Origin of the sequence: Sporanaerobacter acetigenes DSM 13106, from assembly GCF_900130025.1 — a bacterium.
GTDB lineage: Bacteria > Bacillota > Clostridia > Tissierellales > Sporanaerobacteraceae > Sporanaerobacter > Sporanaerobacter acetigenes.
On the sequence record NZ_FQXR01000006.1, the window covers coordinates 128935 to 143043 of the forward strand.

The 14109-nt window shown below is 29.9% G+C and carries 18 protein-coding genes; 5 read left to right on the plus strand and 13 right to left on the minus strand.

The features are described 5' to 3' along the window. Positions 1 to 12: 12 nt before the first annotated feature. Together BUA21_RS07685 and BUA21_RS07690 are read right to left on the minus strand one after the other, a co-directional pair. Positions 13 to 372, minus strand: coding sequence for a NifB/NifX family molybdenum-iron cluster-binding protein (locus BUA21_RS07685; RefSeq protein WP_072744228.1), 360 nt, complete (start codon positions 370 to 372; stop codon positions 13 to 15). Positions 373 to 472: 100 nt separating this feature from the next. Then, positions 473 to 1579: a YibE/F family protein gene (locus BUA21_RS07690; RefSeq protein WP_072744229.1), complete on the minus strand. Its 1107-nt coding sequence runs from the start codon at positions 1577 to 1579 to the stop codon at positions 473 to 475. A 148-nt stretch (positions 1580 to 1727) separates the two neighbouring features. On the opposite strand from BUA21_RS07690, the gene BUA21_RS07695 reads away from it, so the two are divergent. After that, positions 1728 to 2777 carry a YibE/F family protein gene (locus BUA21_RS07695; RefSeq protein WP_072744230.1) on the plus strand — a complete coding sequence of 350 codons (1050 nt, stop codon included), beginning with the start codon at positions 1728 to 1730 and terminating at the stop codon, positions 2775 to 2777. A 28-nt stretch (positions 2778 to 2805) separates the two neighbouring features. On the opposite strand, the gene BUA21_RS07700 is transcribed toward BUA21_RS07695, so the two are convergent. Then, positions 2806 to 3963: an aminotransferase class V-fold PLP-dependent enzyme gene (locus BUA21_RS07700; RefSeq protein ID WP_072744231.1), complete on the minus strand. Its 1158-nt coding sequence runs from the start codon at positions 3961 to 3963 to the stop codon at positions 2806 to 2808. A 202-nt stretch (positions 3964 to 4165) separates the two neighbouring features. Between BUA21_RS07700 and yedE the strand changes: the two genes are divergently transcribed. Genes yedE through BUA21_RS07715 form a run of 3 tightly spaced genes read left to right on the plus strand, consistent with a single transcriptional unit; the run spans position 4166 to position 5713 of the window. Then, on the plus strand, positions 4166 to 5248 hold the full coding sequence (gene yedE / locus BUA21_RS07705; RefSeq protein ID WP_072744232.1) for a YedE family putative selenium transporter: 1083 nt from the start codon (positions 4166 to 4168) through the stop codon (positions 5246 to 5248). A gap of 20 nt (positions 5249 to 5268) precedes the next feature. Continuing rightward, complete coding sequence (locus BUA21_RS07710; RefSeq protein WP_072744233.1) at positions 5269 to 5475, plus strand: sulfurtransferase TusA family protein; 207 nt, start codon at positions 5269 to 5271, stop codon at positions 5473 to 5475. 1 nt (position 5476) lies between these two features. Beyond that, the gene (locus BUA21_RS07715; RefSeq protein WP_072744234.1) at positions 5477 to 5713 is read left to right on the plus strand and encodes a DUF3343 domain-containing protein; all 237 of its coding nucleotides are present in this window, start codon (positions 5477 to 5479) and stop codon (positions 5711 to 5713) included. 24 nt (positions 5714 to 5737) lie between these two features. On the opposite strand, the gene BUA21_RS07720 is transcribed toward BUA21_RS07715, so the two are convergent. The 10 genes from BUA21_RS07720 to BUA21_RS07760 form a co-directional block, all read right to left on the minus strand. Beyond that, positions 5738 to 6586, minus strand: coding sequence for an ATP-binding protein (locus tag BUA21_RS07720; RefSeq protein ID WP_072744235.1), 849 nt, complete (start codon positions 6584 to 6586; stop codon positions 5738 to 5740). After that, a complete protein-coding gene (locus BUA21_RS07725) occupies positions 6577 to 7407 on the minus strand; it encodes a nucleotide-binding protein (protein ID WP_072744236.1) in 831 nt (276 codons plus the stop codon). The genes BUA21_RS07720 and BUA21_RS07725 overlap by 10 nt, the downstream gene beginning before the upstream one ends. A gap of 127 nt (positions 7408 to 7534) precedes the next feature. Next, the gene (locus BUA21_RS07730; RefSeq protein ID WP_072744237.1) at positions 7535 to 7894 is read right to left on the minus strand and encodes a DUF134 domain-containing protein; all 360 of its coding nucleotides are present in this window, start codon (positions 7892 to 7894) and stop codon (positions 7535 to 7537) included. A gap of 11 nt (positions 7895 to 7905) precedes the next feature. After that, positions 7906 to 8373 (minus strand): Fur family transcriptional regulator, encoded by a 468-nt coding sequence (locus tag BUA21_RS07735; RefSeq protein ID WP_072744238.1) that lies wholly within the window; start codon positions 8371 to 8373, stop codon positions 7906 to 7908. A gap of 46 nt (positions 8374 to 8419) precedes the next feature. Next, a complete protein-coding gene (locus tag BUA21_RS07740; protein WP_072744239.1) occupies positions 8420 to 9280 on the minus strand; it encodes a damage-control phosphatase ARMT1 family protein in 861 nt (286 codons plus the stop codon). 44 nt (positions 9281 to 9324) lie between these two features. Further along, entirely contained in the window at positions 9325 to 10122 is a 798-nt protein-coding gene (locus BUA21_RS07745; protein ID WP_072744240.1) for an Mrp/NBP35 family ATP-binding protein, read from the minus strand. 86 nt (positions 10123 to 10208) lie between these two features. Continuing rightward, positions 10209 to 10355: a DUF5320 domain-containing protein gene (locus BUA21_RS14715; protein ID WP_159429095.1), complete on the minus strand. Its 147-nt coding sequence runs from the start codon at positions 10353 to 10355 to the stop codon at positions 10209 to 10211. Between the two features lie 35 nt (positions 10356 to 10390). Next, a complete protein-coding gene (locus tag BUA21_RS07750) occupies positions 10391 to 11209 on the minus strand; it encodes a radical SAM protein (RefSeq protein WP_072744241.1) in 819 nt (272 codons plus the stop codon). 94 nt (positions 11210 to 11303) lie between these two features. Continuing rightward, the gene (gene scfB, locus BUA21_RS07755; RefSeq protein ID WP_072744242.1) at positions 11304 to 12668 is read right to left on the minus strand and encodes a thioether cross-link-forming SCIFF peptide maturase; all 1365 of its coding nucleotides are present in this window, start codon (positions 12666 to 12668) and stop codon (positions 11304 to 11306) included. A gap of 71 nt (positions 12669 to 12739) precedes the next feature. After that, positions 12740 to 12967 (minus strand): DUF5320 domain-containing protein, encoded by a 228-nt coding sequence (locus tag BUA21_RS07760; protein WP_072744243.1) that lies wholly within the window; start codon positions 12965 to 12967, stop codon positions 12740 to 12742. Positions 12968 to 13173: 206 nt separating this feature from the next. Here BUA21_RS07760 and BUA21_RS07765 point away from each other — a divergent pair, with 206 nt between their 5' ends. Next, complete coding sequence (locus tag BUA21_RS07765; RefSeq protein WP_072744244.1) at positions 13174 to 14100, plus strand: radical SAM protein; 927 nt, start codon at positions 13174 to 13176, stop codon at positions 14098 to 14100. Positions 14101 to 14109: the final 9 nt, after the last annotated feature.

Consider the following 14109-nt stretch of genomic DNA (forward strand, 5'->3'; position numbering starts at 1 on the left):
TTTTCATTTTTTCTACATCCCATGATGAGCTGGCCCTGAATTTTTTAATTCTTCAAGTTCCCCATTTCTATACTTCTCTATAACAGATTTAAGTAAAATACTTTCACATTTAAAAGCTTTAATATTTGCCTTTTCTATTAGTTCAAAAGCATTAGGACCAAGATTTCCTGTAATGATCACATCAACATTTTCATCAATTAACTGTTGAGCTGCAGCAATACCTGCCCCTCCCTTAGAACTTTGTCCATCATTTTCTACTGCTCTAAATTCATTACTTTCAGTATCATAAATCACAAAATAACTACACCTTCCAAATCTTAAATCAAGGGAACTATCTAAATTTTTCCCATTAGATGAAATTCCTATCTTCATATTATATCACTCTCCCAAATACTATTATTGCCAAAATATAATTGGCATATGCTAATTATATTTTAGCCCTATACTTTATTTTTGTCAAATAGTATTTTTATTATTTGCTGGAAGAATTTTTTATAAGAGTACTTGAAACCAATGCTGTCAACGGAATAGTTAAAACCAATCCTATACTTCCAGCTAAAGAACGAATAGCCTCTGTAGCAATGACATCTAAATTCAATATTTTTGCAATAGAAGTTTCATATGCCATAAATAAGAGAAGTACAGGAATGGAACTACCTGTATATGCAAGAATGAGAGTGTTTGTCATAGTACCCATGACATCCTTTCCAACATTCATCCCTGATTTAAATAGCTCTTTTCTTGTCAAGTTGGGATTTGCTTTATGGATTTCATCCATTGAAGATGCTATTGACATACCTACGTCCATGACAGCTCCCAGTGAACCTAATATGATTCCAGAAAATAACAGACCTCTAAAATCAAAATTTACTTCTTGAGGAATATACATAAGCATCATAGCTTCTTCACTGCTAAGTCCTGTCAATTTCACTTGACTTCCTATATAGTATGCTATAATGCCTGCAACAAGGACCCCACCACTTGTTCCAACAACTGCTGCAATACTTTTTTTGTTAATTCCGCCTACAATAAACATGGTTAAAATTGTAACAACTATAGATATCAATATAGTAATAGGTATTGGATTTGCCCCTTTTAAAATCATAGGTAACAATACCTTTAAAATTGCAAACATAGTAATAGCTAGAGTCACTACAGATTTTAAACCCTTTTTCTTACCTATAATAATAATTAGGAGTATAAATATAATAACTAAATAAAAAATATAATTTTGCCTCATATAATCTGAAATATAAATATTTATGTCTTCCCCTTCAATTTCTTGAATAGAAACTACAACTTTTTCTCCTTTTTCAACAACTATGTTATAGACATCATTTTCAGATAAATTATTTTTTACATCAAATATTTGATTTTTATATTTTCCACTAGTTATTTTCAATTTAACATCTTGATATTGATTTATAAATCCTTCAACTTCTTCTGTCTCTTTTAATTCACTTGCCTCTAATACAATAGCAGTTTCCGTATACATGTCCGAATCGTCAGAAGTTTCTCCATAAACATTTGCAGAAAATAACAATATTATCATACTTATCAATATTAATAGTTTTTTCATTTCTTAACCTCCAATATATGTACCTTTTTCTATTAGTATAACATGTTTTTCCTTTATTTAAAATCCACTACTAAACAACACTTTTTCATAATTATATAAGTTCTGTTTGTCCAAAAAGTTTCATACTTTTTAGTAGGAGGGATAAATCATGAAAAAAATTACTTTTATTATTATCATTATCGTATTGATTCACACTTTAGTTTGGGCTTCCAATAGTCAAAGAGTCCTTGGAAAAGTATTGAAAATAGAAAAAATACAAGATGTTGTTGAACAAGAAACATTGAAAATAGAAATACTAGAAGGAAAACATAAAGGAAAAGTCATAAATGTCACTCGTGAAAGAATGGAATATTCTTCTTTTGATTTTGATCTAAATATAGGTGATCAAGTATTGATGGAACTTTATGAGGACGAAAATGGCTCTTTAAATGGTAGATTTGTAAATGTGTGGAGGGTTGATAAACTCAAAAATCTATCCTTTATATTCATAATATCTATAATACTATTTGGCGGTTTGAAAGGAGTATTGTCTATTTCTTCCTTGCTTTTTTCTGCCTATGTAATAGTAAAATTTATGGTTCCAGGAATCCTTAAGGGATACAATATAATAACTATTTCTATATTCTCTGCTCTAATAATAATAATGGTCAGCTTTGTTCTAATAGCTGGTTTTACTAAAAAAAGTCTTGTCTCAATGTTAGGAACTATGGGAGGAACTATAACTGCTGGACTTCTTGCCTATACTTATTCAAAATTAACAAGCATCACTGGAATGGCTGATGAAAATGTAATGTTTTTAATAACAAATATGGGAATTAAATTAGATTTCAGTAGTCTTTATATGTGCTCTATTCTCATTGGTACCATTGGGGCAACCATGGATGTGAGCATGTCCATAACTACATCAATGTTTGAAATAAAAAAACAATCTCCCAGAATAAAAACCAAAGACCTCCTTCAATCAGGATTCCACATAGGAAAAGATATCATGTCTACAATGGTCAATACTTTGATACTTGCATATGCTGGAAGTTCCATGCCTTTACTCATAATTAACATCATATCTGATACTGAATATATCTATTCTATAAATAGTGAAATATTAGCCATGGAAATAATAAGAGCATTGTGCAGCAGTATAGGATTAGTTATGACAATACCTTTAACTATACTTATAGCTACACATGCGCTTAAATAATTCAAGATTAATACTTACTTTTGCTATTTTAATCGAAATCTTTCAATATCTTGTTTATTGCATCTACTGCATAATTTACATCATCTATAGTATTGAAATGACTAAAGCTAAATCTAACTGTTCCCCTTGGAAATGTTTTTAAAGTTTTATGTGCAGATGGTGCACAATGAAGTCCGCACCTAGTCATAATACCAAAACTATTATATAAACCATAAGATATCTCTCCATTGTCTCTATTGGGGATATCTACAGAAACTACAGCTGTTCTATCTTTTATATCGTTTTTACCTACTATATATAGTTCAGAAATACTTCCTATATCATTTAAGAAATGCTCTAATAAATACAGTTCTTTTTCTCTTATAGCAGCAATTCCCTCTTTTAATATATATTTTAAAGAGGCATTTAATCCATATATGCCTGGAATATTTAATGTCCCAGCTTCAAATTTGTCAGGCATGTATTCTGGTTGTACTTCCTTTTCTGACAAACTACCTGTGCCTCCTTCTATTAAAGTATCAAATTCTGAAACTATATCATCATTTATGATAAATCCTCCAATACCTTGAGGCCCCAGAAGTCCTTTATGACCTGTAAATGCTATAGCATCGGCATTTAGCTCATTATAGTCGATATCCAAAAACCCTGCTGTTTGTGCTGTATCTATGATGAAGTAAAGTCCATTTTCCTTGCATATAGTTCCAACTTTTTTTAAATCCAATATGGTACCACATACATTTGAAGCATAAGTCATGACTATAGCCTTGGTATTTGGTTTTATATACCCTATTATGTCTTCTGGATTTAATTCTCCATATTTATTACAAACAACCCTAGAAAATTCTACTCCTATTTTAGCTAAATTATTTAGTGGTCTCATAACTGCATTGTGCTCCATTGATGAAACTATTACATGATCTCCTGATTTTACTAATCCTTTTATCAATACATTAAGACTTTCTGTTATATTTTTGGTAAATACCACATTTTCAGGTTTGTTAAAATTAAAAAGTTCACATATTAATTCTCTAGTCTCAAAAACAATGTTTTCTGCTTCAAAAGAACTCTTATATGCTCCTCTATTGACATTGCATCCAATATTCAATAAATAATTTGACATGCTCTCTACAACTCCAGGTGCTTTAGGAAATGCAGTTGCACCATTATCTAAATATAAACTCTTCATATTATATACAACTCCTTTTATCGTTCTACGATACATTATTCCCTAATAAAAGGATATATTTATCCTCAAGAATAAACAATAAATATTTAAAACACTTATAGTATACACCAATTGTATAGGAAATTTCTATTATACATTTTAAAAGTTAATTGTTAAGATTTAATTGAATACATTATAATAACTAATTTAAGGAGGTTTTTTTATGAAAGGGAAAAAAGACATTATTATCGCTGGAGGAATAATTGGGTTATTATCCGTATTACTGGTTAAACTTGGAAACCCAGCGAACATGGGATTTTGTATTGCTTGCTTTATCAGGGATATAGCTGGCGGCATAGGCTTACATAGGGCACCCATCGTTCAATATATTCGTCCAGAAGTAATCGGGCTTGTCCTAGGCGCATTCATCATTTCAATGAAAAACAAGGAATTTCAATCAAGAGGAGGTTCATCACCATTCACTAGATTCATTCTAGGAATTGCAGTCATGATAGGCGCTTTAATGTTTTTAGGTTGTCCATTGAGAATGGTATTAAGACTTGCTGGCGGAGACCTAAATGCAATATTAGGAATAGCAGGATTTGTAGTTGGTATATTCGTAGGTGTTTTCTTCTTAAACAAAGGATTCAACCTAAAGAGAAGCTACAATTTACCCAAGTTTGAAGGATATCTTTTCCCAATTGTAAATGTTGGTTTGTTTGTTTTGTTATTATCTGGATTTAGTATGCTTCTATTTAGTGAAGAAGGTCCAGGTTCAATGCATGCTCCTATATGGATTTCACTAATTGTTGGACTAATAGTAGGTGCTCTATCACAAAAAACAAGACTTTGTATGGTTGGTGGAACAAGAGATATGATCATGTTTAAAGACAATTATCTTTTGTCAGGTTTCCTATCAATTCTTGTCTTTGCTTTTATAGGAAATTTAATATTGGGATATTTCAATCCTGGATTTGCAAATCAACCTGTAGCTCATACTGATGGATTATGGAACTTCTTGGGAATGGTTTTGGTAGGATGGGGTTCTGTACTTCTTGGAGGTTGTCCATTGAGACAACTTATATTGGCTGGAGAAGGAAATACAGATTCAGCAGTAACAGTTATGGGAAGTTTAGTTGGTGCAGCAATATGCCATAACTTTGGCCTAGCATCTAGCCCAAAAGGAACTACAACTAATGGTCAAGTAGCAGTAATTATTTGCTTTTTACTAGTTCTCGTTATATCTTTGGTGAACTCAGAAATGCTTGTAAAACAAAATAATCTAAAAAAAGTAAATAACAACTAATATAAAAGGAGTTGAATGTAATGGAGAAAATAGATGTCAGAGGAATGTCTTGTCCTCAACCTGTACTAATGACTAAAAATGCAATAGAAAAACATCCTGAAGGAATAGATATTCTGGTTGATAACAATACTGCAAAAAATAATATCACTAGATTCTTAAAAAATTCAGGATATAAATTAGAATTTAAAAATGAAGAGGAAGATACTTTAATTGTAGTGAGGAAATAATATGAGTGAATATGTAGCAATATTTTTTACCCATTCTGGTGCAATAAAATTTGATCGGAAATTGAAATCATACAATATAGAATGTGAATTGATGCCTGTACCACGTAAACTTAGTTCTAACTGCGGAATAGGCGCAAAATTTAAATATGACAAGGATATAATAGATTTAATAGATGAAGAAATCGAAAAAATATTTATTGTAGAGGGCAAAGAATATAAATTAGTTTACAGTGAATAGAAAAGGCTTCCAATGGAAGCCTTTTTAATTTATATTTTCTTTTATCCTCATCCACATATCTTCAATAGCTTTTTTGGCTATACTTTCATTGTAAAAAATTATAGGTTTTAACTCATTTATAGATTTCATGACCATATCATCATAAGGAATTTTACCTACTAATTTAAGGTCAGTATCATTTATAAAACTTTCTATTTCTTTACTCATTTCTTCATTTATATCATATTTATTTATGCAAACCATAGTATAAACTCCAAAATGTTCACACAAAGTTACAACTCTTTTTAAATCTTCAAGTCCTGACTTAGTTGGTTCTGTCACAACTAGCACCATATCACTTCCTGTTACAGAAGCTATAACAGGACATCCTATTCCAGGAGAACCATCTATTATAGTCAACTTTTTATCTTCAGAAAATCTCTTGGCATTTCTACGAAGAAATGATATGAGAAGTCCAGAAGCATCGCTTCCTATACCCATCTCCGCTCTTGCAATAATACCTTTGTCTGTCTGTGTTATAAATGTATCTGCTGCTTTCTCATCTTCTAATACTATAGCTTCTGTTGGACATACCAATGTACATGCACCACATCCTTCACAGGCAAAAGGATCTATTTGAAAATCCTGAATAGCATTAAACTTGCAAACTTCCTGACACTTTCCACATTTTATACACTTAGAATCATCAATCTTAGCAGTCTTGCCACCATAAAAATCTTTTTTTTCTAAATCCTTACCTTCATAATACATATAAAAATTCGATGCCTCTACATCACAATCTACTCTCATAACATCCTGAGCCAATTCAGATAGTGCTGTAGCAATAGTAGTCTTTCCAGTTCCGCCTTTCCCACTCAATACTACTAATTCCATTTCAACACCGCCTTTGACCTATTTACTAACTCTTCAAAGATAGGTTTAAAATTTGTATTGTCATACAAAATTTCTCCCTTTGAATAAGCTCTAGCTATATCCCTTCTATATGGAATACTCCCTATTATATCTATATTCTCTTCTCTTGAATACCCTCTTGTTATATTCTCCTTTTCATCATCTTTATTTATGATTATTCCGAAGGGAATATGAAACATCCTTACAACTCCTACTGCTATCTTTAAATCATGAAGTCCAAATTTTGTAGGTTCTGTAACCAATATAGCAGAATCTGCATATCTCAAAGTATTGACTACATTGCAAGATGTACCTGGAGGACAATCTATGATATTATTTTCCCCTGATAAATCTTTTAAAAGTTCCTTAATGATTGGCACTGCCATAGGTTCACCTATATTTAAAACTCCTCTGCTACACTCTATATCTCTAACTTTTCCGCTTTCAATTTTACCTATTTCCCTTTTTTCATAATTTATAGCATCATATTTACAAGCAATTTGGCAGGCACCACAACTATGACACAATTTTTCAAAAAGTACAACATTTTTCTTTACATTTGCAAGAGCATTAAATTGACATGCTTCTGCACAAGCCCCACAAGCAGTACATTTGTCATCATCCACAATTGGGTACTCTGTCATCACCTTTTGTATTCTATCTATTTTAGGCTTCAAAAACAAAAAACCATTTGGCTCTTCTACATCGCAATCTATATAATTTGACTTTGATGCAAGAGCAAGATTGGTAGAAACTGTAGTCTTCCCAGTTCCTCCTTTCCCACTAAGTACTGCTATATTCATATATTTTCCTCCTCTGTACCATTTCTCATAATATATAAATCTATACTTCTAAATTATTGTCCTCAACCAAAATTGGCATATGCTAATTATATTTTAATTCTAGCATTTTCTTTTGTCAAATATTATTTTAATCATTATTTCTTCCATGTCTATGTCTTCCTCTAAAACATGGAGAACAGTTTCCATAATTCATATCGCACAGTATATAATCTCCGCCTTCAATTCTCAGTTTTTTCCCATTGACTAAACTATCTGCAACTTTTTTCTTTGCATCAACATACATTCTCTGAACTGTAGAACGTGCTACATCCATTCTTTGTGCACATTCTTCCTGTTCAAGTCCCTCTAAATCTATGAGACGAATAACCTCATATTCCTCTACAGTCAAGAATATAGTTTCCTTATCATCATCCGTTCCATTCAAAGGTCCGAACGTTTTATAATCAGGCATACCACAAACTCTTCTTCGTTTTCTAGGCCTTGGCATACATAAGCACCTCACCTTCTATCAATGCAATTATCACATAATCCACGAAACATAATATCAACATCATTTATTTCTACATCATATTTTTCTTCAATTAAATTATTTGTTTTTAAATATTTTAAAATTATTTCTCTGCCAACAATATCTTTAATAGTTCCACATTTTTCACATTTGAAATGTATATGCAATGGTTTCCTTGCATACATTTTTAATTCATAATAATTCGTATCATCAAATTTAAATTCCTTAAGTATTTCTAAATCTACAAACAATTTTATATTTCTATATACTGTTGAAATTCCAATACCCTTATGTTTCAAAATATTATATATTTCTTCTGCACTCAAATGCTCCTCTTCATTTTTCATAAACTCCATCAATATTTCTCTTCTCTGATAAGTCATCTTGTATCCGGCATCTTCTATTAAGTCTTTGATTAATGAAAAATTTTCTTCACTATAATCATTGAACTTTTCCATTCCATCAACACCCTTTAAAAATTAAATTTATAAAATAACAAAATAGTTATCTAATAAATACTCCATCATATTTTTTTATAGAAAACATCTTTGCAAACATATCACACTTACATAAGAATATATAATATATATTTGCATCTGTTCCATATAATGTTTCAAAATTTCCCTGCCCTTTTGCTATTATTAAATCACTACTAAATAAAGATTTTCTAGTTTCTTCATTGATTTCTTTTATATCTGTACCTGGTATATCTGTGCCATTCTCTACTATCTTCCCAAATTTATCAATTCCAACACTAATAGCATCTTTATATATAACATCATTGAGCACTGGTTCTCCTCTAACAATAATATCTATTTCAATGTCTTTATTTAACTCTTTTATAATTTTTATAAAAAATTTATCAAATACAACCTCACCAGCATTATCTAATATATAGCATAGTTTTTTTACTTTCAAAATCTCTTTTTTAAATATCTCATATGTAGAAATATCTACATCTTGTTTCAATGCAGTATCTATGATTTTTTCTAATAGTTTATCATCTATATTCTTCATAGCTCCAAAATCAATAAAATTACCAACCATTGCATATTTCAATGCTGAAAGAAGCTTGTCATCTGAACTATTGATACTATCCATGATATCTTCTTCAATTAATAGCATTTTCTTATTATATATTTCCTTTTCTTCGAAATACAAATCATCAATGTTTATACTTTCTTTTAATATTCTCATTAACCTTGAATTTAAAAAAGGTGCAGTTACATCATCTGGATAAGAACTCATTTCTTTTAATACTTTTTTTGTAAATACAAATCTTTCTTCCTCATCATCTACATACTTACAAAACAATTCATATGTTTTATTTATTATACAATATATACATTCTGTCGCTACCTTCATGAATTTCCTTACCTTTCTTTAATATTTTAATATAATGTCTGATTTTATTTGTTCAGCACTTTCTCAATTATATCGACACAATCATCTATATAATTTTGACTAAACTTTTCAATTTCCCCATTATCACACAATTGTGCAATCATGGGGTCTATAGGAAGTCTACCAAGAAATCTTATTCCCATATCTTCTGCTATCTTTTCTGCTTTACTTTCTCCAAAAATATTTATTTTCTCCTTGCAATGTGGACATATTATATAACTCATGTTTTCAATTATTCCCAAGATAGGAATATTCATTTCCATCGCCATATTGTATGCTTTTTTTACAATAAGAGAAACTAAATCTTGAGGAGAAGTCACAATTATTATACCATCAAGATCTACTGTTTGAAACACCGTAAGTGGTACATCCCCCGTTCCTGGCGGCATATCAAAAAATAAATAATCTAAATCTTTCCATATAGTATCTGTCCAAAACTGTTTAACTGTATTTCCTATTAGTGGACCTCTCCATATTACCGGAGAATCTGGTTGATCTAAAATTAAATTAATTGACATAAGCTTAATTCCACTATGAGTTACAACTGGATAAATACCTGTTTCACTAATTTTAGCCTTATAATTATCTCCTCCAAACATTTTCGGTATAGATGGACCAGTAATATCAGCATCTAATATTCCAACATTATAATCTTTTTTATTCATCATGACAGCCAACAAAGCTGTTACAAGAGATTTCCCTACTCCACCTTTCCCACTTAAAACAGCCACTTTTCTCTTTATATTGTTCATTTTATTTGTTTCGCATCTAAAATCTTCAATATTGTGCTTCTTTTCATTCATTTTTCACACTCCTCATTTATTAATGATCTATTGATTTTTCATCTTCAAGAAAAGCTCTATCTATATTTTCATCAATTAGATATGATTTAATAGTAATCATAATATCCCAAACCTCTCCCAGTTAATGGGCCCATTCCTAATGTTCCAGTTCCATTTCTACTTGGCATTTTATAACCTCCTTTTTGTTTTGGGTTTATGTTCTTTATAATTATATTGTATATCATTATCGACATATGTCAATAACTTTTTTTGTAATTTCAAAAATAAACTAATAGTTTATTACTTCATTGATTATCTTTTTTTTGTCTTTAGGTAATGTTCCTTTAATCTTTATTATATTTGTTGGATGTGTTGTATCAAATATGGTTGGAACCTTAGGTTCAAGATTTTCTAAAAGGGTTTTTATTTCTATTAGTCGCTCTTTTCTATATGAAGGAATAAAATCGCCTCTTTTTACCATATTACTTAATTCTGTCCCATGAAAAACTGTTAGATTCATAGTAATAATCTTATTTGTTATAAATTGATTAATCATTTTAGCAGTTGCAACCGCATTATCTATAGATTCCCCTTCCCCAGCTATCCCATACATAACTATAGTGTTGAATGATAATTTTGCTTCATTTAGTTTCTTTGCCTGTTTAATTGCTTCTTTTACCGTATGACCTTTATTCATCAATTTTAAAACATCATCCCTGCCTGTTTCAAAACCAATATAAAGTAGTCTAAGTCCTGCATCATGAAGAGTAGATAGTTCTTCAACTGAATATTTAGATATGATTTTTATGGACGCATATGAAGCTACACAAGCACAATATGGTAAATATTGATGTATCAAATCCAACAATTGTTTCATTTTATCAAATCCTATTGACATAGGATCTGCACCTGTCAAAAATACTTTTTCAGTATAGATATATCCATTTAACAATTGCATTTCTATATCTGAAATTGGAATCTCATAGTATTTATCATCTTTATACATAGAACAAAATGCACATTTGTTATATGCACATCCAGATGTTACTGGTAATAAAATAGTAGTCATCTCATCTTGTGGATAATAAACTGTATCTTTTTTATACATAATTCCTAGTTTATAGCTAGATAGTTATACATCTAGCTATAAATCAGGGTTTCACCTACCTTTACTTTTTTTAAATTTCACTCTATTTCCTTTATTAGTTTTTATTCACCATTTCTTTTGCAATTTGAATCATAATGGCACATTCTATTCTCTTCTTCTGCAAAATACATGCTAATTCATTTGGCATTGTAATATCACCATTTGAATAGAAAGCATTTGCATGACATCCTCCTGAACAAAATAGTTTAGCCCAACAATTTTTACATTTTTGTTTAGTCAATATATTAGTATTTTTAAATTTCTCTCCCATTTCTACACTATTTATACCATTATATATATCTCCAGCAATAAAATCTTTTTCTCCAACAAATTGATGACATGGGTACAATTCTCCAATAGGAGACACAGCAAAATATTCAACACCAGCTCCACAAGCCATTATCCTTTTAAATAAACATGGCCCATCATATAAGTCAATATTAAAATGATAAAAACGGAAATCTAAACCTTCATCTAACCATTTTAAATATTCCACTGCTAATTTTTCATATTCACTAAGTATTTCAGGAATATCATCTTCATCAAAAAACATATCTTGCCCAGTTCCTACTACTGGTTCAACCGAAATTTCTTTAAACCCAAGATCAGCTAGGCGTCTTACATCTTTAGAAAAATCCTTATTTCTTTTCGTAAATGTCCCTCTCACAAAATATCTTTTATTACCTCTACCATTTACAAGCTTTTGTGCCAAAGGCACAATCCTATCATATGTTCCATTTTTATTTATATCATATCTAATTGAATCGTGAATTTCTTTTCTTCCATCAATACTAATAACTACATTATCCATATATTCATTTATATAATTAATTTTTTCATCATTTAACAAAACCCCATTTGTTGTAATCGTAAAATAAAATTTTTTATTTTTTATTTTTTCAATACTTCGTCCATATTCAACAACTTTTTTAACTAAATCGAAATTTAATAGTGGTTCTCCTCCAAAAAAATCAATTTCTATATTATATCTATCTCCAGAATTATTTACTAAATAATCAACCGCTTTCAATGCTACTTCTTCACTCATAAGACTCCTACCACTTTTATAATTGCCTTTTGATGCAAAACAATATTCACATCTTAAATTGCAATCATGTGCCACATGAAGACATAAGGCTTTTAAAGAATGAGAATAATTCATATTACAAGCTAATTCTTCAAGACTTTCATTTGATGTAAACAAAAGTTCATTTTCTTTTAATTCTTCAATTTCCTTATAAGCTTCAACTATATCTTCCGTATCATACATACCATCTAAACAACTAATTATATAATCTAATGACTTAAACTCCTGCATTTCTTTCAAAATATGAAAACTAATATCATCCAGCAAATGAATACTTCCACTATTTTCATCTATTGCAATATTATACCCATTTAATGTATATGTGTGAACCATATTATAATATTCCCTCCCTCTAATAAAAAAATCATTGGGGAAATAGGAAAAAATCCTATTCCCCCAATATCTTATTTATCTTCATCTAATGTTTCGTTTATTTCTTTAAGTCTTGCCTCGAGCATTGCTTTTTCATCTTCAAGAAAAGATCTATCTGTGTTTTCATTAACTGAATAATATCCTCTCCCATATCCTAATCTTGGTCTTCTATAAGAAAAATATCCTCTTCCACATGGTCCTAATCCTCTCCCAGTTAATGGGCCCATTCCTAATGGTCCAGTTCCATTTCTACCTGGCATTTTATAACCTCCTTTTTTATTTTGGGTTTATGTTCTTTATATCTATATTATATATCATTATTGGCATATGTCAATAACTTTTTTTGTAATTTTTCGATTGTGTTTGAATTGACAATAATATAGTGTATTTATATAATATAAATGAAAGGATACATTTAATTAGTGTATCGGTATATTAATATTAATTTATTTTAGAGGTGATATATATGAAGGATTTTAAATATGTTTATGGACCTGTACCTTCAAGAAGAATGGGACTTTCCATCGGAATAAGTCCTATAGCTAAAGGGCACTGCAATTTTTCTTGTATATATTGTCAATTGGGAAGAACGAGGTGCATGACAAATAAAAGAGAAGAGTTTTTTAATTGCAATGAAATAGTTGAAGAGTTTAAAACATATTTAAATGATGAGATTGTTTTTGATGTGGTCACAATAGTAGGCGAAGGTGAACCTACACTATATTCTAATTTAGGCCATTTAATTAAAGAATTAAAACTTATTACAAATAAACCTATAGCAGTTATAACAAATGGAGCACTAATGTCAAATAGTTTAGTAAGAGAAGAATTAAAAAATGCAGATATAGTACTTCCTTCTTTAGATGCTTGTGATGAGGAAATGTTTAAAAAAATAAATAGACCATATGGAAATATAAAATTTGATGAAATAGTTGAAGGGTTAAGAGCTTTTTCTAAGGAATATAATGGACAATTATGGATTGAAACAATGATTGTAAAAGATATTAATGATAACAAAGAATTCTTCTTAAATCTTGAAAAATTGTTAAATACAATAAGTTATCATAGATTGTATATTAATTCTCCTGTCAGACCTCCAGCAGAAAGTTTCGTGGAACAACCTTCAAAAGAAAGTATAAAGGAAGCTGTTTCAATATTGGGAGGAATATCTATAGATGAACTAGTATCTGAAGGCTTCTATAGTGAAATAAAAGATGATTATGAGGCCGTTATGAGCATTATTAAAAGACATCCAATGAACCAATTTGAAATAAAATCTTTTATAGAAAAAAGAGGAAATCCTAATATAAGAGAATTTTTTCAAAGACTAGATAATGATGACAATATAGAAGTGATAAATTATAAAAATTATTGTACTTATAGATTGAAATGAAAGGGGAAT

Excerpts from the sequence above, each read along its gene's own strand:
- BUA21_RS07750 (WP_072744241.1), bottom strand. The coding sequence starts at position 11,209 with ATGTATAAAAAAGATACAGTTTATTATCCACAAGATGAGATGACTACT.
- BUA21_RS07695 (WP_072744230.1), top strand. The coding sequence starts at position 1,728 with ATGAAAAAAATTACTTTTATTATTATCATTATCGTATTGATTCACACT.
- BUA21_RS07710 (WP_072744233.1), top strand. The coding sequence starts at position 5,269 with ATGGAGAAAATAGATGTCAGAGGAATGTCTTGTCCTCAACCTGTACTA.
- yedE (WP_072744232.1), top strand. The coding sequence starts at position 4,166 with ATGAAAGGGAAAAAAGACATTATTATCGCTGGAGGAATAATTGGGTTA.
- BUA21_RS07690 (WP_072744229.1), bottom strand. The coding sequence starts at position 1,579 with ATGAAAAAACTATTAATATTGATAAGTATGATAATATTGTTATTTTCT.
- BUA21_RS07740 (WP_072744239.1), bottom strand. The coding sequence starts at position 9,280 with ATGAAGGTAGCGACAGAATGTATATATTGTATAATAAATAAAACATAT.
- BUA21_RS07725 (WP_072744236.1), bottom strand. The coding sequence starts at position 7,407 with ATGAATATAGCAGTACTTAGTGGGAAAGGAGGAACTGGGAAGACTACA.
- BUA21_RS07720 (WP_072744235.1), bottom strand. The coding sequence starts at position 6,586 with ATGGAATTAGTAGTATTGAGTGGGAAAGGCGGAACTGGAAAGACTACT.
- scfB (WP_072744242.1), bottom strand. The coding sequence starts at position 12,668 with ATGGTTCACACATATACATTAAATGGGTATAATATTGCAATAGATGAA.
- BUA21_RS07730 (WP_072744237.1), bottom strand. The coding sequence starts at position 7,894 with ATGCCAAGGCCTAGAAAACGAAGAAGAGTTTGTGGTATGCCTGATTAT.
- BUA21_RS07760 (WP_072744243.1), bottom strand. The coding sequence starts at position 12,967 with ATGCCAGGTAGAAATGGAACTGGACCATTAGGAATGGGCCCATTAACT.
- BUA21_RS07715 (WP_072744234.1), top strand. The coding sequence starts at position 5,477 with ATGAGTGAATATGTAGCAATATTTTTTACCCATTCTGGTGCAATAAAA.
- BUA21_RS14715 (WP_159429095.1), bottom strand. The coding sequence starts at position 10,355 with ATGTCGATAATGATATACAATATAATTATAAAGAACATAAACCCAAAA.
- BUA21_RS07700 (WP_072744231.1), bottom strand. The coding sequence starts at position 3,963 with ATGAAGAGTTTATATTTAGATAATGGTGCAACTGCATTTCCTAAAGCA.
- BUA21_RS07745 (WP_072744240.1), bottom strand. The coding sequence starts at position 10,122 with ATGAATGAAAAGAAGCACAATATTGAAGATTTTAGATGCGAAACAAAT.
- BUA21_RS07735 (WP_072744238.1), bottom strand. The coding sequence starts at position 8,373 with ATGGAAAAGTTCAATGATTATAGTGAAGAAAATTTTTCATTAATCAAA.
- BUA21_RS07685 (WP_072744228.1), bottom strand. The coding sequence starts at position 372 with ATGAAGATAGGAATTTCATCTAATGGGAAAAATTTAGATAGTTCCCTT.
- BUA21_RS07765 (WP_072744244.1), top strand. The coding sequence starts at position 13,174 with ATGAAGGATTTTAAATATGTTTATGGACCTGTACCTTCAAGAAGAATG.